General features: G+C 43.0%; 25 protein-coding genes. 17 read left to right on the top strand and 8 right to left on the bottom strand.

All coding sequences use genetic code 11. From position 1 onward, the window contains the following. The first annotated feature begins 324 nt into the window (after window positions 1-324). Both nadB and FM107_RS02790 read left to right on the top strand, forming a co-directional pair. Window positions 325-1917 carry an L-aspartate oxidase gene (nadB, locus tag FM107_RS02785; protein WP_086946984.1) on the top strand — a complete coding sequence of 531 codons (1593 nt, stop codon included), beginning with the start codon at window positions 325-327 and terminating at the stop codon, window positions 1915-1917. A 1-nt stretch (window position 1918) separates the two neighbouring features. After that, entirely contained in the window at window positions 1919-2440 is a 522-nt protein-coding gene (locus FM107_RS02790; protein ID WP_086946985.1) for a gamma carbonic anhydrase family protein, read from the top strand. A 9-nt stretch (window positions 2441-2449) separates the two neighbouring features. Here the strand turns inward: FM107_RS02790 and FM107_RS02795 are convergent, their stop codons facing one another. The 4 genes from FM107_RS02795 to apaG form a co-directional block, all read right to left on the bottom strand. Further along, window positions 2450-4141 (bottom strand): Ig-like domain-containing protein, encoded by a 1692-nt coding sequence (locus tag FM107_RS02795; protein WP_086946986.1) that lies wholly within the window; start codon window positions 4139-4141, stop codon window positions 2450-2452. Between the two features lie 77 nt (window positions 4142-4218). Then, window positions 4219-6078: a tRNA uridine-5-carboxymethylaminomethyl(34) synthesis enzyme MnmG gene (gene mnmG / locus FM107_RS02800; protein ID WP_086946987.1), complete on the bottom strand. Its 1860-nt coding sequence runs from the start codon at window positions 6076-6078 to the stop codon at window positions 4219-4221. A 58-nt stretch (window positions 6079-6136) separates the two neighbouring features. Further along, complete coding sequence (locus FM107_RS02805) at window positions 6137-8005, bottom strand: ABC-F family ATP-binding cassette domain-containing protein (RefSeq protein WP_086946988.1); 1869 nt, start codon at window positions 8003-8005, stop codon at window positions 6137-6139. Between the two features lie 231 nt (window positions 8006-8236). Further along, the gene (gene apaG / locus FM107_RS02810) at window positions 8237-8623 is read right to left on the bottom strand and encodes a Co2+/Mg2+ efflux protein ApaG (RefSeq protein ID WP_086946989.1); all 387 of its coding nucleotides are present in this window, start codon (window positions 8621-8623) and stop codon (window positions 8237-8239) included. A 119-nt stretch (window positions 8624-8742) separates the two neighbouring features. Between apaG and FM107_RS02815 the strand changes: the two genes are divergently transcribed. The 9 genes from FM107_RS02815 to FM107_RS02855 all read left to right on the top strand — a co-directional run bounded on the left by FM107_RS02815 (window position 8743) and on the right by FM107_RS02855 (window position 17862). Then, window positions 8743-9462 (top strand): SAM-dependent methyltransferase, encoded by a 720-nt coding sequence (locus FM107_RS02815; RefSeq protein ID WP_086946990.1) that lies wholly within the window; start codon window positions 8743-8745, stop codon window positions 9460-9462. 10 nt (window positions 9463-9472) lie between these two features. Next, entirely contained in the window at window positions 9473-9961 is a 489-nt protein-coding gene (locus tag FM107_RS02820) for a hypothetical protein (RefSeq protein ID WP_086946991.1), read from the top strand. Then, window positions 9951-11048, top strand: coding sequence for a Nif3-like dinuclear metal center hexameric protein (locus tag FM107_RS02825; RefSeq protein WP_086946992.1), 1098 nt, complete (start codon window positions 9951-9953; stop codon window positions 11046-11048). Before FM107_RS02820 ends, FM107_RS02825 begins: the two co-directional genes overlap by 11 nt. Next, a complete protein-coding gene (locus FM107_RS02830; protein WP_086946993.1) occupies window positions 11048-11785 on the top strand; it encodes a zinc ribbon domain-containing protein in 738 nt (245 codons plus the stop codon). Before FM107_RS02825 ends, FM107_RS02830 begins: the two co-directional genes overlap by 1 nt. Before the next feature lie 126 nt (window positions 11786-11911). Beyond that, complete coding sequence (locus tag FM107_RS02835) at window positions 11912-15208, top strand: S41 family peptidase (protein WP_086946994.1); 3297 nt, start codon at window positions 11912-11914, stop codon at window positions 15206-15208. Window positions 15209-15278: 70 nt separating this feature from the next. Continuing rightward, a complete protein-coding gene (locus tag FM107_RS02840; RefSeq protein ID WP_086946995.1) occupies window positions 15279-16196 on the top strand; it encodes a CPBP family intramembrane glutamic endopeptidase in 918 nt (305 codons plus the stop codon). After that, the gene (locus tag FM107_RS02845) at window positions 16189-16410 is read left to right on the top strand and encodes a DUF2007 domain-containing protein (protein ID WP_086946996.1); all 222 of its coding nucleotides are present in this window, start codon (window positions 16189-16191) and stop codon (window positions 16408-16410) included. Before FM107_RS02840 ends, FM107_RS02845 begins: the two co-directional genes overlap by 8 nt. After that, window positions 16400-17200 carry a phosphatidate cytidylyltransferase gene (locus FM107_RS02850; RefSeq protein WP_086946997.1) on the top strand — a complete coding sequence of 267 codons (801 nt, stop codon included), beginning with the start codon at window positions 16400-16402 and terminating at the stop codon, window positions 17198-17200. Before FM107_RS02845 ends, FM107_RS02850 begins: the two co-directional genes overlap by 11 nt. Then, entirely contained in the window at window positions 17200-17862 is a 663-nt protein-coding gene (locus FM107_RS02855; RefSeq protein WP_086946998.1) for a DUF2461 domain-containing protein, read from the top strand. The genes FM107_RS02850 and FM107_RS02855 overlap by 1 nt, the downstream gene beginning before the upstream one ends. Here FM107_RS02855 and FM107_RS02860 read toward each other — a convergent pair. Then, window positions 17856-19007 carry an anhydro-N-acetylmuramic acid kinase gene (locus FM107_RS02860; protein WP_256959299.1) on the bottom strand — a complete coding sequence of 384 codons (1152 nt, stop codon included), beginning with the start codon at window positions 19005-19007 and terminating at the stop codon, window positions 17856-17858. The two genes, FM107_RS02855 and FM107_RS02860, sit on opposite strands and share 7 nt — an antisense overlap. 161 nt (window positions 19008-19168) lie before the next feature. On the opposite strand from FM107_RS02860, the gene gcvH reads away from it, so the two are divergent. Then, window positions 19169-19549: a glycine cleavage system protein GcvH gene (gene gcvH, locus FM107_RS02865; protein WP_086947000.1), complete on the top strand. Its 381-nt coding sequence runs from the start codon at window positions 19169-19171 to the stop codon at window positions 19547-19549. A 125-nt stretch (window positions 19550-19674) separates the two neighbouring features. Here gcvH and FM107_RS02870 read toward each other — a convergent pair whose 3' ends face one another. The 3 genes from FM107_RS02870 to mqnB form a co-directional block, all read right to left on the bottom strand. Continuing rightward, window positions 19675-20430: a hypothetical protein gene (locus tag FM107_RS02870; RefSeq protein WP_086947001.1), complete on the bottom strand. Its 756-nt coding sequence runs from the start codon at window positions 20428-20430 to the stop codon at window positions 19675-19677. A 171-nt stretch (window positions 20431-20601) separates the two neighbouring features. Further along, window positions 20602-21588, bottom strand: coding sequence for a pyruvate dehydrogenase complex E1 component subunit beta (locus FM107_RS02875; RefSeq protein ID WP_086947002.1), 987 nt, complete (start codon window positions 21586-21588; stop codon window positions 20602-20604). Between the two features lie 135 nt (window positions 21589-21723). Then, a complete protein-coding gene (gene mqnB / locus FM107_RS02880) occupies window positions 21724-22338 on the bottom strand; it encodes a futalosine hydrolase (protein WP_086947003.1) in 615 nt (204 codons plus the stop codon). A 66-nt stretch (window positions 22339-22404) separates the two neighbouring features. Here mqnB and FM107_RS02885 point away from each other — a divergent pair, with 66 nt between their 5' ends. The 5 genes from FM107_RS02885 (at window position 22405) to FM107_RS02905 (ending at window position 25914) form a co-directional block, all read left to right on the top strand. Then, entirely contained in the window at window positions 22405-22818 is a 414-nt protein-coding gene (locus FM107_RS02885; RefSeq protein WP_086947004.1) for a 6-carboxytetrahydropterin synthase, read from the top strand. A gap of 102 nt (window positions 22819-22920) precedes the next feature. Continuing rightward, window positions 22921-23553 (top strand): GTP cyclohydrolase I FolE, encoded by a 633-nt coding sequence (gene folE / locus FM107_RS02890; RefSeq protein WP_086947005.1) that lies wholly within the window; start codon window positions 22921-22923, stop codon window positions 23551-23553. A gap of 131 nt (window positions 23554-23684) precedes the next feature. Beyond that, on the top strand, window positions 23685-24320 hold the full coding sequence (locus tag FM107_RS02895; RefSeq protein WP_086947006.1) for an O-methyltransferase: 636 nt from the start codon (window positions 23685-23687) through the stop codon (window positions 24318-24320). Window positions 24321-24342: 22 nt separating this feature from the next. Then, window positions 24343-25086 (top strand): glucosaminidase domain-containing protein, encoded by a 744-nt coding sequence (locus tag FM107_RS02900; RefSeq protein WP_143559404.1) that lies wholly within the window; start codon window positions 24343-24345, stop codon window positions 25084-25086. After that, window positions 25087-25914, top strand: a complete 828-nt coding sequence (locus FM107_RS02905) for a glucosaminidase domain-containing protein (protein WP_086947008.1) — start codon at window positions 25087-25089, stop codon at window positions 25912-25914.

Below are 25914 nucleotides of genomic sequence, written 5' to 3' on the forward strand. Positions count from 1 at the left end.
TTACTTTCTCATTGCAGTTCTCATTTATGACCGGTTATCAACAATTTATTAACATTAAATTAGTCTGTTTGGGCTGATATTCAGATAAATGATTTTATACCTTTTTTTCTTTCCATAAATTTTTGTGAATTCTTTTAAGTTTACAATTTGTTAATATTAGGTTTACTTTACCATCATTTATGAACACGAGTTTAGCTTTCCATCGCATAATTGTGGAAACTAATAAAGTTTTACATTTTAGTCCACCGTTTATATACATGTTTTCCACATATTTTGTTAATTTGTTAACGAGAGTTTAGCAGCAATGCTATTTACGATTAGAATATGGCACACAGAGAGGTAGATTTTTTAATTATTGGGTCCGGTATAGCCGGTTTAAGTTTTGCATTAAAGGCGGCGAAATTAGGTAAAGTGTTGATTATTACGAAGTCTAACGAAGATGAGTCTAATACGAAATATGCGCAAGGTGGAGTTGCCGCAGTTGTGGATAAGTCAGATAGCTTCGATAAGCATATATTTGATACTGAGGTAGCTGGTGATGGATTATGCCACCGCGAAATTGTGGAAAACGTTGTTAAGGAAGCGCCGGATCGCATAAAAGAGCTAATATCGTATGGCACTAATTTCGATAAGGTAGATGAGGACCATTATGACTTGGCTCGAGAGGGAGGACATTCCAAACATCGAATCTTACATTATAAGGATATTACCGGGTATGAGATTGAGCGGGCGCTCCTCGAACAGGTACATGCGCACCCAAATGTAGAGATACTTACACATTATTTTGCCGTTGATTTCATAACACAGCATCATCAAGGTGTGCACGTTGATAAAAGTACGACTGATATCAAATGTTTCGGACTTTATGCGCTAAACTGCAAATCTGGTCATATAGAAAAGTTTTTAAGTAAAGTTACGCTGATGGCCTCTGGTGGGGCTGGACATGTATATGCCAGTACTACCAATCCTACAATCGCCACCGGTGATGGTATTGCGATGGTGTATAGAGCTAAGGGCAAAGTACGGAATATGGAGTTTATCCAATTTCATCCCACTTCCCTTTATAATCCCAAAGAGTCGCCGTCATTCTTAATTTCCGAAGCCGTTCGCGGTTTTGGTGGGATTTTGCGGCGTGTGAATGGGGAGTCATTTATGGAAGAGTATGATGAACGAGGTTCGCTTGCCCCGCGTGATATTGTTGCTCGAGCAATAGATAATGAGATGAAACGCTCAGGTATTGATTATGTGTTTTTAGATATTACTCACCGTAAGATGGCTGACATTATCGCGCATTTTCCGAACATATATGAAAAATGCTTGTCGATAGGGTTGGATATGACCAAGGACTTTATTCCAGTCACGCCAGCTGCACATTATCTATGCGGGGGGATTATGGTAGATTCAGATGGACGTACCTCTATTTCGAATCTCTATGCCTGTGGAGAGTGTTCTTCGACCGGTCTGCATGGCGCTAATAGATTAGCGTCGAACTCCTTATTAGAGGCGGTTGTATACGCGCATCGGATTTTTGAAGATGCTCGTGGCGCTATTGACTCTTTGTCTTTTGCGAGGGATATTCCGGAGTGGGATGAATCCAAGGTACAGTTATTAAATGAAGAGATTTTAGTTACCCATAACTTACGAGAAACGCAGAAATTGATGAGCGATTATGTTGGTATTGTCCGATCTGATTTTCGACTCGATCGCGCGATGCGTCGTTTGGGTTTTCTTTACGAAGAGACCGAATCGTTTTATAAAAACACAAAGCTTTCTGTGAAGCTTTGTGAATTGCGAAATGTTATTCAGGTGGCTTATTTGATTGTTAAATCGGCAACCGGACGCAAAGAAAGTAGGGGATTACATTATACGACGGATTTTCCGGAAAAGGCCGACGAGTTAGTAGATACAGTTTTATAATATGGCGTTGATTTTGCCCGTGAAGGGAGTTGCTCCTGAAATTAGTTCAGATGTGTTTGTTGCCGATAATGCTACCATAGTCGGGGATGTTAGTATTGGACATAAGTGTTCGGTGTGGTTTAATGCTATTATTCGTGGAGATGTGAATTATATTCGTATTGGTGAATTTACAAATATTCAAGATGGTGTCGTGATTCATTGCACCTTTAAAAGAAACGGTACGGATATAGGTAATTACGTAAATATTGGGCATAATGCGATTATACACGGATGTGTCGTTCATGATTATGTATTAATTGGGATGGGAGCCATCGTGATGGATCGTACTATTGTCGAATCGAACGTTATTGTTGCAGCGGGTGCCGTTGTTTTAGAAGATATGGTGCTGGAGTCGGGCTATTTATACGCAGGCGTTCCGGCGAAAAAAATCAAACCTTTGACGCAGAATCAGTTGGCGATGCTTCAAGAGCTACCGCACAATTATGTAGAGTATAGTTCGTGGTTTACCGACCCGATGGATTAATAAGGTAGACTATTTTTCTTCAACTGGGGGGATGGCTAGCGTGTCATTTTGGTCCCAGTTTGCCCTGATTGTAAAAGTCTTGTTTAGGTACCAAATATTTTCGGCCTGTTGTTTAGCGTACACGTCTGCCGGATCCCACTTTCCGTTACCATTTTCATCATACACTACGCGTATAGAGTATTTTCCTCCAGGGTAGTTTTGATAGGCTACTGAAGCATTTTCAGCAGTAATAAAGCGCCTGTCGAAGACTTTCTCTTTACCTTCATCAATGAGCTCAACAATATAGTTCATCGTGCTGTCTAGCCCCGTTAACGTGAAATTGATGTTGCCATAATTATCGGATTCATCTAGCGTAAAACTATTCTTAAACTCATTATTCGTATCACCAAAAGGTCCATTTATTGCATTTTCTTGGATAACAAGTTCATAGTTTTTTGCCGGTCTCCAGTTGTAGCGTATATGGTAGAGTTCCTGATTTACTGAATCCTGTTCCAGTTGGAAATTACGTCGTGAAACGGAATCTTCTGTGATGATTATTTTTGATTTGTCGACCGAAGAAATAGGTGTTGTCGAAGTAAGTGTAATATGCCGCGTACGATCCACTTTGTTTGTAATGTTCAATTGGGGTTTTATGTCACGTTCCCACTTTATATTCTTTGTTACTCGGATTAGGCTTGTATCTACTATTCCTTGTTTTGACGCAACTTCTATCTTTATGGAATCTAGTTCCTGATCTGCGATGTATATTCTTAGCGAGTCGCTGGTAGGATTAAGTCTTTCTATTTTGGATTCGTTAAGTCCCTCTGGAAACAAGATGTTTGTCACTGGTTCTTCAACGGGTTTATTAAACGTGAGTAGGATGCTACCTTGAGGTTCTATTTTCTTTTCTAATAGTCGCAAGTCTTTTGGAAATGCCTTTGTTATTTCTAGATGGATGGCCGAGATATCATCTTTTAGGTCCAAGCTGTCATTTAAAAAACCGATCCACTCTTCTCGGCCGTTAAAAATTCGGTCGTTATTTTGTTCTTTGAGCGCATAAATACGGTATTGATCTTCGCGTAAATTTTGAAATTTGAAGTTACCCGATGTATCGACATTTGTAAATATACTCGCTTTCTTTTTTCCGAAGATCGAGTCTTGGGAGATAGGTATTAGAATTACTTTAATGTTTTCGTCCTTCTTGGGATCAAATGATTTGGTCTGACCATTGGTGACTTTTCCACTTATGGTTAGGGAGTCGAGCTCCGGACCTGTTGCAAATACGTAGTTGTAGTTGAGTATAGGATTTCCCTCGTTATAATCGCCCAGTCCTTTTCCAAAATTTATCGTATATGTCGTGTTTTCCGCTAGCGTATCTGGAAGGGTGATGACGAGTCGTTTTTTACGGACGCGGTAGTCAACGATTTCTTCTAAATCCGGACTGATGCTAAATTCTTTAAATTGGTTGTTGAGCTTAATATATTCATCGAACTCCAAGGTGATCTCCCGTTCTGTGAAGTTCGTTTTGAAGTTTGTAGGGGATTCGTTTAACAAAGTTGGCGGTAAGGAATCTTTGGGACCACCTGTCGGTGCCTGGATATTCGCGCAACGTATTAGCGTCACAGAAATAAGGAGAATAAAGCAGAATAATACGACCTTCTGCATTTTTCTTATTTCTATGCGATTTAAGGAGCTTTTATTATTTTCGGATACTTTATTCATGTTCTTGAAGATAGTTCGTTAGACGGCCTTATTTTAGCTTTTGTTTTATTTGTTTTAACAAGTTGTAAATCAGTTAATTAACGTATATGAACCATTAAAACACTGATATCAGATGGTGAAACGCCGGAAATACGCGACGCTTGTCCTAGGGTCCGGGGCTTCACCTTAAGTAGTTTTTCTCTTGCTTCGATTGATAACGATATGATTGTATTATAGTCAAAATCTGGATTGATCTCTTTGTCTTCCATCTTTTTCATTTTCGTCACGATCTCCATTTCCTTTTCGAAATAACTGTCGTATTTCACTTTTATTTCTGCTTGCTCAATGGTCTGCAAATCGAACGGCTCGATGAATTGTTTGAGCGTTGGATCTACTTTTACTAAATCTTCCATAGTAACTTGCGGTCGTGTGAGGATATTGTAGAGTTTTAATTTTTGATTGATCGGAGATGAACCGAGTTCGACAAGCGCCGGGTTGATTGTTTCTGGACTGATGCTCTGTTTTTTTAAATAGGCAACAATGCTGTCTGAGTTCGCGACTTTCTTATTTACTTTTTCTAACCGATCCTCCCCTACTAGACCCAGTTTATAGGCGATAGGTGTAAGTCTTATATCGGCATTGTCTTGTCGTAAAAGTAGTCGATGTTCGGCACGTGAGGTAAACATGCGGTACGGTTCATCGGTCCCTTTTGTTACAAGATCGTCTATCAGTACACCGATGTATGATTCGGATCTTTTCAGAATTAATTCTTTTTGATCGTTGATTCGCTGGTGTGCATTTATTCCAGCAAGAAAGCCTTGTGCCGCGGCTTCTTCGTATCCGGTGGTCCCATTGATTTGCCCAGCGAAAAATAGGCTTTTTATACGGAGAGTTTCAAGGGTCAAATCAAGTTGCATCGGAGGGAAATAGTCGTATTCGATCGCGTATCCCGGTCGGTACATTTTTGCATTTTCGAATCCCGGTATTAACCTTAGCGCTTTTTGTTGGACGTCTTCAGGAAGGGATGTAGAGAATCCGTTTACATATATTTCGACGGTTTGGAAACCTTCTGGTTCGACGAATATTTGATGACGATCGCGTTCGGCGAAACGGTTTATTTTATCTTCGATTGAGGGACAGTATCGTGGACCAAGTCCTTTGATTCTTCCGGTAAACATCGGTGATTTATCAAACCCAGTTTTTAATACTTCGTGGACTTTGTCGTTCGTGTAGGTTATCCAACAACAGCGCTGTTGTTTTGGAATTTCCACATCGGTGAATGAAAATCGCCCGGCTTGTTCATCACCCCACTGTTCTTCCATTACGGAATAATTAAGCGATCGGCCGTCAACCCGGGGAGGTGTTCCGGTTTTCATTCGTCCAGATTCGAAACCTAACGACACGAGTTGTTCCGTTAGACCTGTAGCGGATTTTTCTCCGGTACGCCCTCCGCCAAATTTCTTTTCGCCTATATGTATTAATCCGTTTAAAAATGTGCCGTTCGTGAGAATCACGGCATCTGATTCTATTCGGATTCCGAGTGAGGTGATCACGCCTCTAGCCTGTTCATTTTCGACAATTATTTCTTTAACGGTGTCTTGCCACATGTCGAGGTTCGGTAGTGACTCTAATGTTAATCGCCACTCTTCCGCAAAACGCATTCGGTCATTTTGCGATCTAGGACTCCACATTGCGGGACCTTTTGATTTGTTGAGCATGCGGAATTGGAGCGTGGATTTATCGGCGTTGATTCCGGTATATCCACCCATTGCGTCAAGCTCTCTAACTATTTGTCCTTTGGCGACTCCGCCTATTGCAGGGTTGCAACTCATCTGTGCAATCACACCCATATTCATGGTGATCAATAACACAGAAGATCCTAGATTTGCCGCGGCTGCTGCTGCTTCGCATCCGGCGTGCCCGGCACCAACCACGATTACATTATATTTTTTAAACATTGTTGTTAAAATGGGTTTCACGTGAAACTATGTTTTTTATTGAGTTTCACGTGAAACGTTAAACAAATTCAGCCAACTCAATCCAGCGTTCGGATTTTTGGTCGTATGATTTTTTAAGCTTTTGAATTTCTTCTGCGAGCTCATTTATTTTTTCGTAGTCCGATTGTTCGCCGATCTCAGCTTCAATCTTTTCTATTTTTTCTTCAAGCGCTTCAACTTCCTTTTCCAAGCTCTCATATTCTAAAACCTCTTTGTAGGAAAGTTTCCTTTTTTCGGTTGACTTTGGCTCTTGCGGAGCAGGCGCTTTCTCTTTATTTTTAGTCGCTGCCTTCCCCTCCTTCTGTGCTGTCTCGAGTTCAAGTTTGTAGTCCGCATAGTTTCCGTTATATATGCGGATTTTTCCTTCCCCTTCGAAAATAAATAGTTGTTCGGTGAGTTTATCAATTAGGTACCTATCGTGAGATACCAATATTAATATACCCGGATAGTTTTCTAAAAATTCTTCTAGTACATTTAGAGTGTCGATATCTAAATCATTGGACGGTTCATCGAGAATTAGAAAATTAGGCGTTTTCATCAGTACCCGCATTAACTGGAGTCTCTTTTTTTCGCCCCCACTTAATTTGCTTACCATGTTAAATTGCTTTTCTGGTGGAAACAAAAATAACGTCAGTAATTGCGAGGCCGTAAGATTGTCGCCGTTGGCCATCTCTATATATTCCGCTATATTTTTAACGACATCGAGCACGCGATCCGTGTCTTGGAATTCGAGTCCCCCCTGTTTATAGTATCCAAATGTGGTGGTTTCCCCAACCGTAATTTGACCGCTATCTGGCTTAATTTGCTCAGTGATTAAATTAAGAAAGGTAGATTTTCCAGTTCCGTTTTTTCCTGCTAAGCCAAGCCTATCGAATTTTTTGAATGTGTAGCTGAAATTTTCAATTAAGTTCTGCTGGTTATAGCTTTTACTTATATGATCGAGTTCCAAAATTTTAGAACCCTGTCGTGCTACTTTCACCGACAGTTTTACACTCTCATTTTTACTTGGCCCTTTTGCTTTATCTTCTAGATCGTAGTATGCTTCAATGCGAGATTTTGATTTGGTTCCTCGTGCTTTCGGCTGACGGCGCATCCATTCAAGTTCGCGACGAAGTAAGTTTCTAGCTTTATCTGCCATCGCAACATCTATGGTTTCGCGTTCTGCCTTTTTCTCTAAAAAATAGGTATAATTACCTTTGTATGTATAAACTTCGCCACGGTCGAGCTCCCTTATTTCGTTACAGACATTATCTAAAAAGTAACGATCGTGGGTAACAAGTAACACCGTCTTATTTCCTGTTTTTAACAGTTTTTCGAGCCACTCGATTGTTTCAATGTCCAAGTGGTTAGTCGGCTCGTCAAGAATATAAATGTCCGGTTCGTCGATAAGTAGTTTGGCTAAGGAAAGTCTTTTTCTTTGTCCCCCCGATAGGCTGTGAATGTCTTGTTCGAAATTGGAAATTTGTAAGCGATTTAAAATTGTTTTAATATTATGCTCATATTCCCATGCTTCCATCGCCGTTAATTTCTCGGTTAGTTGACCCAATTTATCTTGATCAATCTCTTCCATGGAGAGCAACTCTTCGTATTCTTTGATCAGTTGCTGCTGCTCGTTGTCGGTAGAGTATATAAAATCATTAACAGTTTTTAGTCCTGTGAAATTTGGCTCTTGATTTAAAAAACCAATACGGATACCCTTCTCACTTACCACCTTTCCTTCTGTAGGAATGACTAATCCTGCAAGAATTTTTAAAAGAGTGCTTTTGCCTGTTCCGTTGATTCCGACAAGAGCTACGCGGTCTCCTTTTTGAAGTCCAAAATGCAGCTGTTTGAAGAGCCAACGATCATTAAAGGAATGACTAACCTGTTCCGTTGATAATATACTCACTATATAACTTTAATTAATTGTAAATCAATTATTTATGATAAAAAATGCTGTTTTTATATCCGAGGAGCTCTTTTTTTAGCGTGAAAGTATTTTTTTGCCAAAAGCCCTTTCTCGGTTCCAAATTTCAGTATGGAACGGATATAACTATGCAAGGACAAAAATAAGTAAATATTTGTGGTAATCGCGATTTGAGTAGCTATTCGCGAATTAATTTACCTAGGGATTAAAAAACTAATTAAGCTTGAAGGTTGCGATGAGTTCAAATCTTGGAATTTCAACTTCAAAAATGCTACCGTCGACCTGTTTGACCATCTCATAACTTCCTTTCATATACCCAATTTCGCTGCTCAAATTGCACCCCGAAACATATTGGTGTTCCTCCCCCGGGGCCAGCACAGGCTGGAGTCCTACTACACCTTCGCCGTCGATCGTACGTAGTTCGCCGGATGTATCGTATATGTCCCAATGTCTGTTAACAAGCTGAATGGTGAATTCACTCATGTTTTCAATGGTAATCTGGTATGAAAACATATAGTGTTGCTTTTCGGGATTTGAATACTCGGGCTGGTAGACTACCTCTACCGATATTTTGACACCCGCTGTAGTTTGTGTAGTCATTTGATAATAACCTTATTAATCAGGGCCAAATTATCAAATAATCTTGAGAACTCAAATTTCTTTTTTAGTCAAAACCTAGGACTGACTGATAATACAGGCAATATTTAGTATTTTTGGCTATGCCGTTAGGAACTTTATATCTATTTCCCGTACCGTTAGCCCAAGAAGCTGAACATAAATCTTATACCTCATTTTCCCGAACGGTGCTTTTGAATCTCCGCGAGTTTGTGGTTGAAAATGAGAAAACGGCACGTAAATTTATCAAACAGACCGGCTTAGATATTCCGCAACAAGATCTTATCATGCACGATTATGGTAAGCATGCGCGTGAAAAAGTAGACTATAAGCAGATTCTGCGGGCGGCCCTATTGGGCGAAGACATGGGCTTGATGTCCGATGCCGGATGCCCGGGGGTTGCAGACCCAGGTGCATTAGTGGTCGCTGCAGCACACAGGCTTGGCATTAACGTGGTTCCGCTGGTAGGTCCCAGCTCGATATTACTGGCTCTAATGGCATCGGGCTTCAGCGGGCAAAAATTTGCTTTTCATGGTTACTTGCCCATCGACAAACAGGCGCGAGCGGCAAAAATAAAAGAGCTTGAATCACAAGCAAAGCGTGAGGACCAAACACAACTATTTATAGAAACACCTTTTCGTAATAATGCGTTGCTCGATGAGCTACTAAAAAGTTGTAAGGCGGAAACTAAACTCTGTATTGCCTGTAATGTAACGGGCAAGGATGAATATATTCGTACCTATACGATAAAGAATTGGAAAGATAAGAAGCCGGATCTACATAAGAAACCGACGATATTTTTATTATATGTAAACGCTAATTAAATCATACTGAATGTTTGAAATGCTATCCGAAGAAGTGACGCAAGAAATGCTGCAATATGCAATTGTTGGCGGCATAATTATGATTATTATAGGGATCTTTTTTGGCTATACCATTTATAGTACGTTAAAACTTATAAAAAAAGAAAATCAGAATATTTTACCGAACCAGGCCTGGTTTGTTGCCGTTCCCTTTTTTAACATCTATTGGAATTTCGAGGTGGTACGACGCTTGACCGATTCGTTAAATAATGAATTCTATGACCGAAAGGTAGAGGTTGAAGAGCGGCCCACTCAAAAATGGGGAATGCTTTTTGCATGGACCTTCTTAATAAGGAACATCCCTTTACCTCCTTTTATATTGATGTTAGCCTTTATATTAAATATTGCTTATTTTGTGACCTACTGGATAAAAATTGGTGAATATCGTAGTTTACTTAAGATGCATATAAAGGCCTACGGAAAAGATTATATTGATCAAAGTCGTAAAAATGAAGATTAAAGAATTAACGGAATATTTAGAACAAGTGGCGCCCCTAGCCTATCAGGAATCGTACGATAACTCAGGACTGCTCGTGGGCTCTCCCGAGGACGAAATCCAAAAGGCACTCATATCGTTAGACTGTACCGAACAGGTCGTGCAGGAAGCAATAGATAAGGGGTGCGATATTATTATTTCCCACCACCCGATAGTCTTTTCTGGGTTAAAGAAGTTTACCGGAAAAAATTATGTTGAACGCGTACTTATAAAAGCGATACGTCACAATATAGCGCTATATGCAATACATACGAACTTGGACAACATTTACGGCGGCGTAAGCAGTAAAATAGCCCAAAAGCTAAATCTGCAATCCCATGCCGTATTAGCGCCAAAGCAAGGTTTATTAAAAAAGCTCGCCGTATATGTTCCGCGCACGCATGTCGAGGTCGTTCGAGAGGCTTTGTTTTCCGCTGGTGCAGGAGGCATTGGCAATTACGATCAGTGTAGTTATAATACGGCCGGTTATGGGACGTTTCGCGCGCAACAGGGCGCAAGCCCAACAATAGGTGCTATAGGTAAGCAGGAACGTGTGGAAGAGACGAAGATCGAAGTGCTTTATCCGGCAGATCGTGAAAGAAAAATTATCCTTGCAATGTACGCCGCACATCCTTATGAAGAAGTAGCCTACGATATCATTAAAATGGAAAACGCGCTGCATCAAGTAGGCGCTGGAGCGATAGGCAACCTCGCCGAAGAAATGAACGAGCAAGCATTTTTAGCGTATATCAAAGAACGCCTTAACTTAAAGGTGATCCGCCATACTAAGCCCCTGGGTAAAATGATCAGCCGCGTCGCAGTATGTGGTGGGGCGGGAGGTTTCCTGCTGGAGGCGGCTAAACGATCCGGTGCAGACATATTTATTACCGCGGATTATAAGTACCACGAGTTCTTTGATGCCCAGGATGAAATAATCATTGCCGATATCGGACATTTTGAAAGTGAACAATTTACACAAGATTTATTAATGGATATAATCCGGAAAAAATTTGTTAACTTTGCTGTCCTATTGACAGAAATAGACACAAATCCTATAAATTACTACAGTTAATGGAACAAACCGTAGAACAAAAATTAAAAGCACTTTGGGCATTGCAGTCCATACATACGAAGATTGATAAGATTCGTCAAGTGCGAGGCGAGTTGCCTATTGAGGTTGCAGATCTTGAGGACGAAATCGCGGGTCTTGATACACGTATCGAAAAAATTAGAACAGATCTTGATGACCTGGAAGATTCTATCGTAAAGCGTAAAAACTTGATCAAAGATTCGCAAGTAGCGATCAAGAAATACGAAGGTCAGCTTAACGAAGTGAAAAACAACCGCGAGTACGATGCAATTTCGAAAGAAATTGAGATCCAAGGGTTGGAAATTCAGGTTTGTGAAAAGCGTATTCGCGAGACAGAGTTTGAAATCAAAAACAAAACTGAGCTCTACGAATCGACAAACACTTCACTTGGTTACAGCAAAGACGAGCTCGATGTGAAGAAGAAAGAATTGGAAACAATTACTTCTGAAACGCAGAAAGAAGAAGATTCTTTATCAGGCAAAGTCGATTCAGCGGTCAAGAAAATTGATGAGCGTTTGTTAAAAGTGTACAACAAATTACGCGGTTCATTTCGTAATGGACTAGCTGTTGTATCGATCGAGCGTGATAGCTGTTCGGGTTGTTTTAACAAGATTCCGGCGCAGTTGCAATCCGAGATACGTCAACGGAAAAAAATTATCATCTGCGAGCATTGCGGTCGCGTGCTGGTAGACGAAGGAATCGTTTCCGGAGATCAGTAATCTGCAGTAATTTCCGAAAAAGTATAAGAGGCGCTATATAGAGATGTATAGCGCCTATTTTGTTACCTTTTTTTCGGAACCCTAAACCTAAAAAAACCTATTTTTAGATTTAATTTTAACTATTTTATGAATAAGTATTTTTCTTTTTTATGCGGCTTGTTTTCTTTCGTAGGTTTACTGCTTACGAGTAATACGTACGCACAGCAGGAGACGTTATTATTAAGAAACCCCAGTGTAAGCGCGGATCACATCGCTTTTGTATATGCCGGGGATATTTGGATAGCGGATAAAGACGGTCAACACCCGCGCCGGCTAACAGCAAATCCCGGAGTGGAACAAAACCCAATGTTTTCCCCCGATGGAAAGCAAATCGCTTTCACGGGAAATTACGACGGAAATACGGACGTTTATATCGTGCCCATCTACGGTGGAAGTCCCGTTCGTGTGACTTATCACCCGGCGAGTGACATTTTAAGAGGCTGGCTAAATAACGCCGAGGTATACTTTACCACCACTCGAGAGTTTACCTATTCACTCGGAAGCAGGCTTTACAAATCGGCAATCAACGCCAAGCAATCAACACCGTTAATGATGCCCGAGGCGACGCAAGGGAGTCCTTCTGGAGATGGAAGATACTGGGCGTATATCAAAAACACGGATCCAACCGAACGCGACCGGGTGGCCTTTAAACGCTATCGCGGAGGAGGTATGCCATCGATTTGGATATTCGATACCGATACCAAGGAGGTTCAGGCTGTTCCTGGGGAGAATAGCAACGACGTGAAACCGGTTTGGCTAGGAGATAAAGTATATTTCTTATCCGATAGGGAAAAAACGGTTAACATTTATAGTTACGATGTTCGAAGTAAAGCCTTGGAAAAGCTGACCGATTACAACGATTTCGACGTGCGTACTCTTAATGGAAACGGCCAGGAGCTTTGTTTTGAATACAAGGGGAAACTACACCTTTTAAACACCGAAACAAAAAAGGTGAACACCCTGTCTATTACTGTGCACAACGATGCGCTCTATAAGCGGCCCCATTATATCGAGATGGGTAAAGATATCAATGCATTTGCAATATCGCCAACGGGGCAGCGCGCTCTTTTTGAAAATCGGGGAGAGATATTTACCGTCCCTAAAGAGAAGGGTGATGCGCGTAATATTTCGCTTTCTCCAGGTTCGCATGAGCGCTACCCGCAATGGTCGCCCGACGGCAAGTGGATTTCCTATATATCGGATAAAAACGGCACCTACCAGCTCGTGCTCCGTGATCAGTTTGCCAAGAAAGATCCGGTCTATATTTCGCTTGGCAAGACGGCTTTCTACAACAGCCCCACCTGGTCGCCAGACAGCAAGAAACTCGTTTATAATGATGTGCATTTAAACTTATACTATGTGGACATACAGAGCCAGAAAGTTACCTTGGTGGATGATGATAAGCTGAGCACAACGACCGGGCGCACGTCTAATCATTTTAGCCCAAGCTGGTCATTCGACTCCAACTGGATCGCGTATATAAAAAGTGGAAACAACGGCGTACGCACCTTGTTTATGTATGATCTTTCCTCGGGAAACAAAACGCAGATTACCGACGGCATGAGTACCGTTAGTGGAACGTCATTCTCCAAGGACAACAAATACTTGTTTTTTAATGCAAGTACCAACCAAGGGTTAACAAACTCGGGTCTTCACATGACAGCGTACGAAAAGAATGTAAACTATAACGTATATGCTTTCATTCTTTCAAGCGAAAGCCCCTCGCTATTAAAAAGCGAAAGTGATGAAGAAAAATTAGACGAAAAAAACGACAAAGAGGAGAAAAACACGGATAAAAAAGATAAAGCAAAAAAGACCAAAGAGAACGAAAAGACGGAAAAAGGAGACAAAAAAGATAAAAAAGAGCCGACAAAAGTAGATTTTAGAAATATCGCAAATCGTATCCTCGCACTTCCTCTACGTCCGGGTTACTACACCCTGGAGGGTTCGGTGAAAGGTAAGCTTATTTTTAAGCGCGGAAGAGAAATTGGGGTGTACGACTTAGAGAAGCTCGAAGAGAAAACATTGGTCGATAATGCTTCTGGTTTTGCGCTAAGCGCCGACGGCAAGAAAATGATATACGGCACGGGAAAGGACTATTTTATCGTGGATGCCGGACAAAAGCCTGCGCCAGGAGCCGGGAAGGTCGAGATTAAAAACGTGAAGCAACTTGTCGATCCGCAAGCCGAGTGGACACAAGTGTTTAACGAAGTCTGGAATATGCAGCGTGAATTCTTTTACGTAGAAAACATGCACGGCGTGGATTGGCCGGCGATGAAAGCCAAATATTCAAAATTCTTACCCTACGTAGGGCACCGCTCAGACCTAGGTTATCTACTTAACGAGATGATGGGTGAAATGGTTGTTGGGCACAACTATATATACCCGGGTGATGAACCCTCTACCCCATCAGTGAACACCGGCGTGTTAGGGGCCGACCTGCAGGCCGTAGCAAACGGCTACAAGATCGATAAGATTTATACACGCTTAGATTGGAATCCATCTTTTAAAGCGCCTTTGGCGGAACCCGGAATGAAGGTTACTGCAGGCGATTATATCGTGGCTGTTAACGGTATTTCTCTGGATGAAGGAGTGAATATATACGCTCTTTTAGAGAACACCGTGGATAAACAGGTGGTTCTATCGGTTAACGATACGCCTACTTTGAAGGGTGCTCGAGAACTCCTGGTGAGGCCGATCTCGTTCGGTGATGAAATTAGTATTCGCAAGATGGACTGGGTAGAGTGTAACCGCAAGAAGGTCGACGCACTCAGCGACGGGCAAATAGCATACGTGTATATGCCCAATACAGGTCGAGAAGGTTACACCTATTTTAATCGCTATTATTTCTCCCAAATGGATAAAAAGGCGCTTCTTTTGGATGAACGGAACAATGGAGGAGGATCAGTGGCCGATTATGTGATTGATTTGCTCTCCCGCGAGCTCATTGCCGGCTGGAAGATTCGTGATGGCAAAAGTTTTACGACACCCGGAAATGGAATATATGGGCCAAAGGCAATGATTATTAACGAAAATGCCGGATCGGGTGGTGATATGATGCCTTATATGTTTCGTTTCAAAGGGCTCGGTAAACTCATAGGACGAACAACGATGGGTATTCTTGTTGGTATATCGGGTTATCCACCGCTCCTTGACGGTGGTCGGGTTACATCACCAAACTTCGGAGTTTTTGATTTGAAAGGTAACTACATTATCGAAAACCAAGGCGTTGCACCAGATATCTTCGTGGAACAGATGCCTAAAGATCTGCTCGAAGGGCGTGATCCGCAGCTCGAACGCACCGTGGAGCATCTTCTGCAGGAGATAAAAACATATCCGCACTTAAATCTCGTCGATCCGCAGGATCCTATTCGCGTTCGATAATACGGGCCGCAGCGAGCTTTTTTGTCCGCTGCGGCGTATATCTTTGCAGAAAACATTAAATTAGTAGTCTATGGAAACATCTCAAACAGCACGGCATAGCCCATGGCACGACTTTTTTTATTTAATGCTCTACTGCTTTGTGGCTACATTTGTGTTTCAATTATTAGTAATCCTGTTTGGGGCACTGTTAAACGGCGATTTGTCCGGTTTGTTTTCAGGGATCAACCCGCTTATGGAAACAAGTGCTGCTTTTCGATATAGCCTATTTGCGAGCAGCTCTATTGGGACATTTCTGCTCCCTGTTCTATGGCTGCAAAGGACCAATAGACAGGTTCAATTGTATCCCGCTCGAGGCGTTTGGGACTGGGGATACTATGTCGTGGCGGCAGCGATCTTGGTTGCTTTTGCTCCACTGATGAATTTAATCGGCGAGTGGAACATGGAGATGTCATTTCCAGGGGCGCTCAAGCCGCTCGAAGAGTGGATGCGCAGCCAAGAGGATATAGCATCAGCGCTCACAGCGCGCATTGTTATGGTGGATACAGTGGACAAATTGCTGCTTAATCTGTTGGTTATTGCTGTACTCCCTGGGATTGCCGAGGAATTCTTTTTTCGGGGCGCTATGCAGCATATATTCTCCCGAGTCTTTGGGAACGTGCATGTGGCGATATGGGTCGTAGGGATTATCTTTAGCGCGATACACCTGCAGTTTTATGGCTTCTTCCCACGTATGATACTTGGCGTATTTCTGGGTTATTTATTATTCTGGACAGGCAACATATGGGTGCCCATTTTTGTTCATTTTTTAAATAATGCCAGTGTAGTCGTTGCGGCTTTTATCTACGCACGTAAGGGTAAGAGTTACGCTGAGTTTGTTAGCGATGGGATTTCTTATTCAATAATTGCGTATCTTGGGAGCTTAATTTTGAGCGTTCTGTTAGGGATCGCTTTGTATCGGTACTCACAAAAAAAGAGAAAATATGCCTGAAGGTTGGACTAAATTGAATACTCATGAAGATGAGCTCTCCGCGCTGTTAGAAAAACAAGTGTTGGAAGAAAATGGTATTGTTGGTGTCTTGATAAATAAACAGGACTCCTCGTTTAAGTTTGGTAAAGTTGAGCTTTATGTTCAACATGAACAGCTGCAAGCGGCGCGCGAGGTATTAGGTGGAGCGGATATAGATTCTGTTGATGAGGACTAGAGCAATCACCGGGTTCTTTTTTATCGTTATACTTATCGGCGTTGTATTGTGGAGCCCATATAGCTTTGTGGCATTTTTTGTGACCATGGCCGGTATGTGCGCTTTTGAATTCTACCGCATGGTAGCCTCGGAATCGGTCAGGCCTCTACAGGTTTTTGGTCCGCTGTGCTCCGTGCTGGCGGTGGGAATCACGGGCCTCGTGCTTCTTGAGTTATTCCCAACAAGCACTCTATTATTGGCTGTTTTACTCGTTCTTTTCACCTATATACTCGCGTTATTTCGCAAACAGGGACACCCAATTGCCGATGTGTCCTACACCCTATTTGGGCTATTATATACGGCAGTTCCTTTTTCTTTTTTTATTGCACTTGGTTTTATCGGTGGGGCGTATAATGCATTCATTCCTCTGGGCTTTTTAATAATGTTATGGACCAATGATACCGGCGCCTACTTGGCAGGTAGAAGCTTTGGTCGAAATAAGCTTTTCGAGCGGATATCGCCAAAGAAGACTTGGGAGGGTTTTTTTGGTGGAGTGATCCTTGCCGTTTTTGTAGGGCTTAATTTAGCGCGTTATTTTTCCGAGCTCACAAGCGCGCAGTGGGTCACCATGGCGCTGATAATTGGAATTTTTGGCACGTTAGGCGACTTGGTAGAATCGATGCTCAAAAGGAATTTAGGCGTTAAAGACTCGGGGAATATCCTCCCTGGGCATGGTGGGCTACTCGACCGGTTCGATGGCTTGCTGATGGCCGCACCTTTGGTATTCATCTTTTTAAAAATAATTGCGTAATGCGAATACAGGAACAAACGATGGGCTTTTTAAAACAACTCCAGGTCAATAATAACCGGGAGTGGTTCCAAAACGAGCGCGAGCAATATGATAATGCACTCGTGAACGTGAAAGATTACCTCACTGCCCTGATTGCCGAGCTAGCTAAATTTGACCCCCATATTAATACCGATATTCAGGCCAGTCGCTGTTTATTTCGCATTTATCGTGACACCCGTTTCGCCAAAGATAAAACACCTTATAAGACCTGGTTTGCTGCCGGAATTTCGATCGATGGTCGCAAACTTGAAGGGCCAGAGTATTATTTCCACATTGAGCCTGGAAAGAGCTTTATCGCTGCAGGGTACTGGAGACCGGGGAAGGCTCATCTTGAGGCCATACGCCAAGAGATCGACTATAATCGGCGTGATCTCGACAAAGCGCTAAAGCAAGGGGGCTGGCGTGTGGCAGACATCTCTAGTGAAGATAAACTAAAGCGTCCACCGGCTGGATATACTGCTGATGATCCCAACATCGAGCTTCTCAAACTAAAGAGCTTCATTCTTTACCAACCGATCGGTGATGCAGAGCTTTGCGCAGCGCACTCCGTTGCTCATGTCGTTTCGTTTGCAAGCCGGTTTTATCCGTTTAAAGACTATATACACCAAGCGCTCGATCAATAAGGGAAGCTCACTTTACCCATACATACTGCCGGTGAATCTTTTATTGCCGACACGTTGGCCGGTGCGCCCGCAAGCGTTTCATTGGCCAGTATTGCAAATAAGCAGGCTTCTTTTGCATCGGGGTTGACACCTAGTTCGGAAAATGTAGTTACCCTGGCTCCGTTTAGCGATGCCCGGATGTGTTCTAATAACAGCTCATTGTGCAAACCGCCTCCAGATACGAAAACCGTATACTGTTCAATGTCCTTTGCCGCTCTTTTTATACCCTGTGTGATTGCTAAGGCCGAAAACATGTTGAGGGTAGCCATGACATTCTCGCTAGGAATATCGAGTTGCCCGGTACGGCTTTGTGCTTGTTTTAAATAATCCAGGTTAAAAAGCTCCGGCCCGGTCGTCTTCGGGAAACTTTGATCGAGAAAGGGCTCGGTTAACAGTGCTGTTAGTAGCTGCTTCTCGACGGTCCCGCTCCGCGCAATATGCGCATCCCTATCCATCTCCAAGCCGTATTGCTCTAGGACATATTGATTCATCATCGTATTTCCAGGTCCCAGGTCCGTCGCATAGGCCTGCTGGTCGCTCTGGTCACTGGGAAGAAATGTGAAGTTCGAGATGCCACCGATGTTTAAAAGGAACCTGTTTTCTGCCGGGTCGGAAAACAAAAGATAGTCGCCATAGACCGCAAGCGGAGCCCCTTGTCCTCCGTGCGCGATATGTTTTTGCCTAAAATCAGCGATCGTAATGATTCCCGTTGCTGAGGCGATATGGTCGGCCTCGCCAATCTGAAGGGTGCTGTCGGGAAAGCGCATATCGTTTGTCAGGTGTCTAGGTGCGTGATACACGGTCTGGCCGTGGCTGGCAATACAATCGACATCCTGCGCGGGCACGTCCCAGCCAGACAAAGCCTGGTTTACCATCTGGCCATGTAAAACACCAATTTGCCCATGAAGACCGCAAAGCACCTGTTGATCGATTTCTCGTTTGGCAAATACTTGTCTCACCCGATCCCTAAAATCTGCCGGATAATCCAGTGTAGTGAATTTCTCTAAGTGGAGCTTACTTTCTTTGCCACTGCCGTAAATTGTACACAGCGCAATATCAAGCCCATCCAAAGAAGTGCCCGACATCAACCCAATAATTCGGCGCATAGGTTTTTTGGACAGTGTGTAGAGTTTTTCAATTTGCAGATTCATGCGCTAAAAATACACAATAAGTCCCATAAGCTTACTTTAAACACTCGTTTGACTGAAAATCTTTAATTTTTGTTTATATCAAAGGATAGTTATATTTTTGAAGAAACTAAAGACATATGAATTTTCCAGCAGAATTAAAATACACAAAGGATCATGAATGGGTTCGTGTAGAAGGTGACCAAGCGGTTATTGGGATCACTGATTTCGCACAACGCGAACTTGGGGATATTGTTTTCGTTGATATTAACTCCGTGGGTGACGAGGTTGCAGCAAATGAAGTATTCGGTTCGGTTGAAGCCGTTAAAACGGTATCGGACTTATTTATGCCTGTTACGGCCACGGTTTTAGAGGTTAACGATGCTATTGATGCTTCTCCGGAACTAGTCAACAACGATCCGTATGGTGAGGGCTGGATAATCCGCATACAATTAAACAATGCGGCTGATGTGGACGCGTTGTTGTCTGCCGATCAATATCAATCGGAAGTTAATGCTTAATATGAACGATTAAAAAAAACAGGGACCATTTTTTGGTCCCTGTTTTTTTATGGATTATTTATTCGCGGGACCGACTGGAAGTACCGGGTAATCATGAAACATTAAACGCGCCTATTGCGTGCTCGTTAATCTATTGCAACTTCCACCGTTACAGAGATCTTTGTGCCCTCCATTTCCATCTCAAGCGTAGATGTGCTCGATGAAGGCATAAACGTTTTGGTATCTAGAAGGAATTCCCCTTGCATGGCGCCTTTTTGTGCTCCCTGTTCGTCGAAAAGCGTGCCCACGCTAGTTATGAGGTAGCCTTCTGCCGTTTGCTCCTTAAAGGTGTTCTTAAGGAGCATTTTTGCTATTGCAGGATTGTCCTGCACGTCATTTGATGTTTCCCAAGAGTCGCCGGGTCGGATAGCATGATCTGGAAACTCCAGAAATTGACTCGTGAAATTCGAGGGACTAAGCGTATTCTCGCCCACCTCGGGCAGGACGGTGTTTACCGCTTTTCCTTGCGAGCTAACCCATGCGGTGACTGTTTGCCCAATAAGTGGTTTGAATTGCTTTTCTATTAATTGAGATGTTTCATCGGTAGCCTCTTGCTCGGAGCTATAGCTTACCGTCTCCATGCCCGATTGCATATCCATTTGTACGCTGTTGATCATTGTTTCAATGACGATATTTCCTTCATCGATCTTTGTTGGTGTGGATGTCGCATTCATATTGACATCGATGACCACCGGCTGCGGACTGTCGATGTCCGTCTTTAAGATAATTGTCGATTGTTGTGTTTTCCCGATTTCTGGGTTAAGTTTAAACGCGACAGCGTCTTGCGCATGGACCGTGAGTCCCGTGCAAAAGGCAATTACAGCTACAAAAATATTTTTCATTTAGGATTTCGTTTATCGAGGTGAAGATAGCGAAATTTTGGATTAGTAGGCAAGAGAAAATATTTATCCGCCGAGCGGCCGCTATTTATTTTTCGAAACTTGGGGATCATTTGCGAATACCACAAAAAAGCCTTAGCGAAGAAGTTAAGGCTTTTTTGTGATGTTAACAGCTTATTTTTTCAAATAAGAAACTTCTTTCACGGCTTTGACAACCTTGGCGATGCTTGGAAGCGCGGCCTCTACTAATGTGGGTGCGTATCCAAGTGGTACATCGGCCGAAGTAACACGGATAACCGGTGCATCTAAATAGTCAAATGCGTCCTTTTGTACTTTAAAAGCGATCTCTGAGGAGATCGACGCTAAAGGCCAAGCTTCTTCAACGACGACAAGTCTGTTTGTTTTCTTAACCGACTCGATAATTGCGTTGTAATCTATCGGGCGTACCGAGCGTAAATCAATGAGCTCAACACTAATTCCTTCTTTTTCTAATTCTTGCACGGCAGGGATCACTACGCGAGGAACCATTTTACCAAAAGAAACGACCGTTACATTGGTGCCCTCTTGAATGGTGTGGGCTTTGCCAATAGGTAAGTAATACTCTTCCTCAGGAACCTCTCCTTTGTCTCCGTACATCACTTCTGATTCCATGAAAATTACAGGGTCCGGATCAATGATAGACGATTTTAAAAGGCCTTTTGCATCGTATGGATTCGACGGAATGACAACTTTCAAACCAGGGGTGTTCGCATACCAGTTTTCGAAGTTTTGCGAGTGCTGTGCTCCAAGTTGGCCAGCATTCCCTGTCGGGCCGCGGAAAACAATAGGACAGGCGAATTGGCCACCGCTCATTTGGCGGATTTTTGCCGCCGCATTGATAATTTGATCAATCGCGACCAATGAGAAGTTGAATGTCATGAACTCGATAATTGGCTTTAATCCGTTCATCGCTGAACCTACGCCGATACCCGCAAAACCAAGCTCTGCAATAGGGGTGTCGATAATTCGCTTAGCACCAAACTCATCAAGCATGCCTTGACTAACTTTGTAGGCGCCATTATATTCAGCGACTTCCTCGCCCATCAAGAATATTTTATCATCTTTCCGCATTTCTTCGTTCATTGCTTCACGAAGCGCTTCTCTGAATTGTATTTCTCTCATCAGTTGTAAAATTGTGTCTGTTTTGAATATCGCAAAACTACTATTATTTCTTGAGATTTCGTAACGCTATTCGTGCAAAAATGGACGAATAATGTCATATTTTAATAAGATCGTATCTTGTTTTCTCCTAGTCTGTTAGCCAATGCCACTTAAGAATTGTTGTAAAAACCTGTTTAGGTTTGCAACAGCGGGCCCTATGGCCCACCCCTGGCGGTTTCTCGGCTCGATATAGTTGGAGATCGCGCGATATTGCAGCACAGCTGTTTGCGTCTGCTCGGCGGCAAAAAAAGCCGCTGCGCCCTCCATGGATTCCACCAAGGCAACCGGGTAGCGGCTGGCGAGCGCACGTATGCTTTGCTGGTTGCCGTGAACGGTATTTACGGTGATGCCGCGGGCAAGACGTAATGAAGGTAGCTCAAGGCCGCTAGGAATGCGCTGGCTAAAACTGCCACGGGCTAGGCCAAGAGACTCCATCGAAAGAAAGTCAATGTGGTCCTGGGCGCCAAAGTCGAATATCTCCTCGTGGGTGATTTGATAGACCTCGCCGAGCGTCGCTGCCGGGTCAAGAATTCCGCCGATACCGACCTGTATAATTAGATCGGCCCTTTTTTCTTGTAAAGCAGCCCCTAGGCTAAAAGCCGTTTGTAGCATACCAACTCCGGAAATAAGGAAGCGAGTATTATGTTCTTCTAAAAAGCCCAGCGAGGGCGCGATTTCGTCCCTACTGGCTGCCACAACTAAAATGTCCATTGTACTTTAAAAGCGTTTGAACGATCAAGATACTAAAATTTAATATTTATGACCTATCTTTGTATTATGATCTACATCACAAGGCGCGAAAGATTTAGCGCAGCACATAAGCTTTATCGTGAAGACTGGTCTCAAGAAAAAAATGAAGAGGTTTTTGGGAACTGCTCCAACCCCAATTGGCATGGACATAATTATGAATTGTTTGTGACCGTAAAGGGGCATGTGAATCCTGAAACAGGTTTTCTTATTGACCTGAAACTAATGAAGCAAATTATATTGACCCATGTCGTTAACAAATTGGATCACAGGAACATCAATTTGGACGTTGACTTTATGCAGGGCAAAAAGGCTTCGACAGAAGTGATTGCCATCGCAATATTCCAAGAGTTGAAACCAGTGTTTGAGGACCAAAATGTGCAATTACATGGTGTGAAACTGACCGAAACAGAAAACAACTACGTCGAGTATTTCGGCGAATAATTTAGGACCTCTAACATTTCCGTTTGGAGGATTGATACCGGAAAATTTAATATTATAGTGAGCCCACGCAGCGGGTTCTAAATTACCTTATACGAGAATACAATGAGCAAGATAACATCTTTGGATAGCGAAGACCAAGAGGGGTATATTAAAATTGATCAGTATAATCAAAAACATGTCGAGGACATCGCATCGCATTACCCAACGATACTTCGAGCGCTTGGGGAAGACCCAACAAGAGAGGGGCTAATAAAGACGCCCGAGCGGGTAGCTAAAGCCCTGCAATACCTAACGCATGGCTATGATGTGGATGCCGCGCAGATATTGCGTGGAGCGATGTTTGAAGAAGATTACAGCCAGATGGTCGTGGTTAAGGACATCGAAGTGTATTCGATGTGTGAGCACCACATGCTGCCCTTTTTTGGCAAAGCGCACATCGCTTATATTCCAAATGGTCATATTGTTGGTCTAAGTAAGATTCCACGCGTGGTGGATGCCTTTGCTCGCCGCCTCCAAGTGCAAGAGCGCCTCACCAATGAGATTCGCGACTGCATACAAAATACGCTTAACCCTGCTGGGGTGGCCGTCGTAATGGAATGTAAGCACATGTGCATGGCGATGCGTGGCGTGCAGAAACAAAATTCGGTAACCACAACGTCAGCATTCACGGGTGCCTTCCAGAATGATGTTACACGATCGGAATTCCTGCGCCTTATCACCGCAACGCTTAGTTAGTGTAAAAAACAACCCAAAAGAGCCCTTTAAGCATAATTAAAGGGCTTTTTGTTATTTTATCCGGGCGCGATAAGAACTTAATAATTGTTAAATTTTTTTGCTTTACCAGTTGACTTTCTAATTTTGTGACGATGTTTGAAAATCAGGATGCGTTAAATACCTATTTGGAAGGAACATGTGATCCGGAAAATGAGCTTTTAAAACGTATAGCTCGGGAGACCTATCTACGTGAGACGATGCCTCATATGTTATCGGGTCATTTTCAAGGAAGGGTCCTCTCGATGTTATCTCATCTAGTTCGTCCCAAGCGGGCACTAGAGGTTGGAACCTTCACCGGTTATGCGACGTTGTGCTTGGCCGAAGGTCTTGCCGAAGGCGGAGAGCTCCATACAATAGATATCAATGAAGAACTGCAGGAGCGCGTGCAGGGGTATTTTGATGCATCGACCTATAGCAAGGTGATAAACTATCATATAGGCGATGCGGCAGATGTTCTGAACGAAATTCACGGTAATTTTGATCTTGTTTTTATCGATGCCGACAAGAAGCGTAACCTGTATTATTTCGAACATCTTATAAAACGAACGGTAACAGGCGGGTTGATCTTGATCGACAATGTACTATGGAAGGGAAAGGTTTTAGCAGAAAACCCGGACAACCAAACAAAAGCAGTCCTGGAACTGAATCAAACACTGGCAAATGATGATCGGGTTGAGAAACTGATCTTGCCGATTAGAGACGGGCTTTTTGTGCTACGCAAAAAGTAATTGTTGAACTAAAATGAAAAATATGCGTAAGACAGGACTAGGTAATTACATTGCCGCACTGTTAATTTTATTTGTTGCTACCTCAACGTACGCACAAAAATTTTCACCAAGTAGTTACATTGCTGAACATAAAGATATGGCGCAGCAATTGATGATCGAAACAGGAGTCCCCGCTTCTGTAATTTTAGGTGTCGCTTTTCATGAAAGTGCATACGGAAACAGTAAACTCGCAAAGCACTTAAACAATCATTTCGGCATTAAAGGCAAAAATAACAGTAAAAAAATACGGTCGGCATACAAAGGTTATGGTGATTCCGAGGATTCTTACGAAGATTTTGTTGGCCTATTGCAACGCCGAAAAGCCACAGCTAAGCTTTTCAAATCGAAAGATAAAGGTGATTATCGCGGTTGGATTGCGGGTATTGCGCGGGCAGGATATTCAGAAGCGAGCACCTGGTCGGCAAAGGTGATTCACATCATCAACCGTTATGACCTTGATCAATATGATAACGTTGCCAACAAGGAAGATCTAACCGAGCAGCGCGTCGCTACAGCGGGGCCCGCAGCCGGAGAAGACATGTTGCTGCGCTCCATGGAAACCAAGGATTCGGGCATCAAGCTTAACCATACAAATTCCCATGTGGTGCGAAAAGGTGACACCCTTTCGGAATTAGCGAAACGCTACGGAACAACAATACAGAAACTTAAGAATCAAAACAATCTTCGCTCGGCGAACCTATCCATTGGTCAACGTTTAATGCTATAGATGAAAGGAAATATTGTATTTTTCCTGCTCGGGATCTTGCTATTGGGCTCCTGCAGCTCGCGAAAATCGACTGTGTTAAGCGCAGGAAAAGGGAAATCGTCCTCGGTTACGAGTAGCAAAAAAGGAGGCACATCAATATCGGGATTGAGTTATATTGATCGGTATAAAGATATCGCTATCGCCGAGATGAATCAGTATGGCATCCCGGCAAGCATTAAGCTTGCGCAAGCTCTACTGGAATCGGGTAACGGAAATAGCTACCTAGCAACAAAAGCGAATAATCACTTCGGTATAAAGTGTGGCGGAACTTGGAAAGGCAAATCCATGAACAGACCCGATGATCGGGCCCGGGATTGCTTTCGCGTATACCAAAATCCAGAACAGTCATTCGAAGATCACAGTAAGTTTTTGCTGCGTAAGCGCTACGAAAAACTTTTCACGCTTGATAAAGACGACTATAAAGGATGGGCACGTGGACTTAAAGAAGCGGGCTATGCCACAAACCCGCGCTACCCACAACTCTTAATTGACCTGATTGAACGTTACCAGTTGGACAAATACGACCGCTTGGAATCGTCCTACGCCGCCAAAGAGGTGCGTGAGGAAAAGGTGGAAGAAATTATTCACATCAAAGAGGTGGTCGAACCGGATCAGGAGCCCGAACAGTTTAAAAGCGCCGTGGCGATGATTATTCATGAGGTTAAAAGTTCCGACACTTTGCTCAGCATTTCCAAGAAATACGACATTTCTGTCGAACAAATAAAAACACTCAACTCTTTAACTTCCGCGGACCTGTCGGTGGGCCAGATGCTCGTCATATCGAAATAA

Source organism: Sphingobacterium sp. JB170, from assembly GCF_900163865.1.
In the GTDB taxonomy this organism is placed as follows: Bacteria; Bacteroidota; Bacteroidia; order Sphingobacteriales; family Sphingobacteriaceae; genus Sphingobacterium.

Excerpts from the sequence above, each read along its gene's own strand:
- FM107_RS02850 (WP_086946997.1), top strand. The coding sequence starts at position 16,400 with ATGAGGACTAGAGCAATCACCGGGTTCTTTTTTATCGTTATACTTATC.
- FM107_RS02845 (WP_086946996.1), top strand. The coding sequence starts at position 16,189 with ATGCCTGAAGGTTGGACTAAATTGAATACTCATGAAGATGAGCTCTCC.
- FM107_RS02885 (WP_086947004.1), top strand. The coding sequence starts at position 22,405 with ATGATCTACATCACAAGGCGCGAAAGATTTAGCGCAGCACATAAGCTT.
- FM107_RS02835 (WP_086946994.1), top strand. The coding sequence starts at position 11,912 with ATGAATAAGTATTTTTCTTTTTTATGCGGCTTGTTTTCTTTCGTAGGT.
- FM107_RS02815 (WP_086946990.1), top strand. The coding sequence starts at position 8,743 with ATGCCGTTAGGAACTTTATATCTATTTCCCGTACCGTTAGCCCAAGAA.
- FM107_RS02860 (WP_256959299.1), bottom strand. The coding sequence starts at position 19,007 with ATGCGCCGAATTATTGGGTTGATGTCGGGCACTTCTTTGGATGGGCTT.
- nadB (WP_086946984.1), top strand. The coding sequence starts at position 325 with ATGGCACACAGAGAGGTAGATTTTTTAATTATTGGGTCCGGTATAGCC.
- FM107_RS02900 (WP_143559404.1), top strand. The coding sequence starts at position 24,343 with ATGCGTAAGACAGGACTAGGTAATTACATTGCCGCACTGTTAATTTTA.
- mnmG (WP_086946987.1), bottom strand. The coding sequence starts at position 6,078 with ATGTTTAAAAAATATAATGTAATCGTGGTTGGTGCCGGGCACGCCGGA.
- FM107_RS02830 (WP_086946993.1), top strand. The coding sequence starts at position 11,048 with ATGGAACAAACCGTAGAACAAAAATTAAAAGCACTTTGGGCATTGCAG.
- folE (WP_086947005.1), top strand. The coding sequence starts at position 22,921 with ATGAGCAAGATAACATCTTTGGATAGCGAAGACCAAGAGGGGTATATT.
- FM107_RS02875 (WP_086947002.1), bottom strand. The coding sequence starts at position 21,588 with ATGAGAGAAATACAATTCAGAGAAGCGCTTCGTGAAGCAATGAACGAA.
- gcvH (WP_086947000.1), top strand. The coding sequence starts at position 19,169 with ATGAATTTTCCAGCAGAATTAAAATACACAAAGGATCATGAATGGGTT.
- FM107_RS02870 (WP_086947001.1), bottom strand. The coding sequence starts at position 20,430 with ATGAAAAATATTTTTGTAGCTGTAATTGCCTTTTGCACGGGACTCACG.
- FM107_RS02855 (WP_086946998.1), top strand. The coding sequence starts at position 17,200 with ATGCGAATACAGGAACAAACGATGGGCTTTTTAAAACAACTCCAGGTC.
- FM107_RS02825 (WP_086946992.1), top strand. The coding sequence starts at position 9,951 with ATGAAGATTAAAGAATTAACGGAATATTTAGAACAAGTGGCGCCCCTA.
- FM107_RS02905 (WP_086947008.1), top strand. The coding sequence starts at position 25,087 with ATGAAAGGAAATATTGTATTTTTCCTGCTCGGGATCTTGCTATTGGGC.
- FM107_RS02795 (WP_086946986.1), bottom strand. The coding sequence starts at position 4,141 with ATGAATAAAGTATCCGAAAATAATAAAAGCTCCTTAAATCGCATAGAA.
- FM107_RS02820 (WP_086946991.1), top strand. The coding sequence starts at position 9,473 with ATGTTTGAAATGCTATCCGAAGAAGTGACGCAAGAAATGCTGCAATAT.
- FM107_RS02840 (WP_086946995.1), top strand. The coding sequence starts at position 15,279 with ATGGAAACATCTCAAACAGCACGGCATAGCCCATGGCACGACTTTTTT.
- FM107_RS02790 (WP_086946985.1), top strand. The coding sequence starts at position 1,919 with ATGGCGTTGATTTTGCCCGTGAAGGGAGTTGCTCCTGAAATTAGTTCA.
- mqnB (WP_086947003.1), bottom strand. The coding sequence starts at position 22,338 with ATGGACATTTTAGTTGTGGCAGCCAGTAGGGACGAAATCGCGCCCTCG.
- apaG (WP_086946989.1), bottom strand. The coding sequence starts at position 8,623 with ATGACTACACAAACTACAGCGGGTGTCAAAATATCGGTAGAGGTAGTC.
- FM107_RS02895 (WP_086947006.1), top strand. The coding sequence starts at position 23,685 with ATGTTTGAAAATCAGGATGCGTTAAATACCTATTTGGAAGGAACATGT.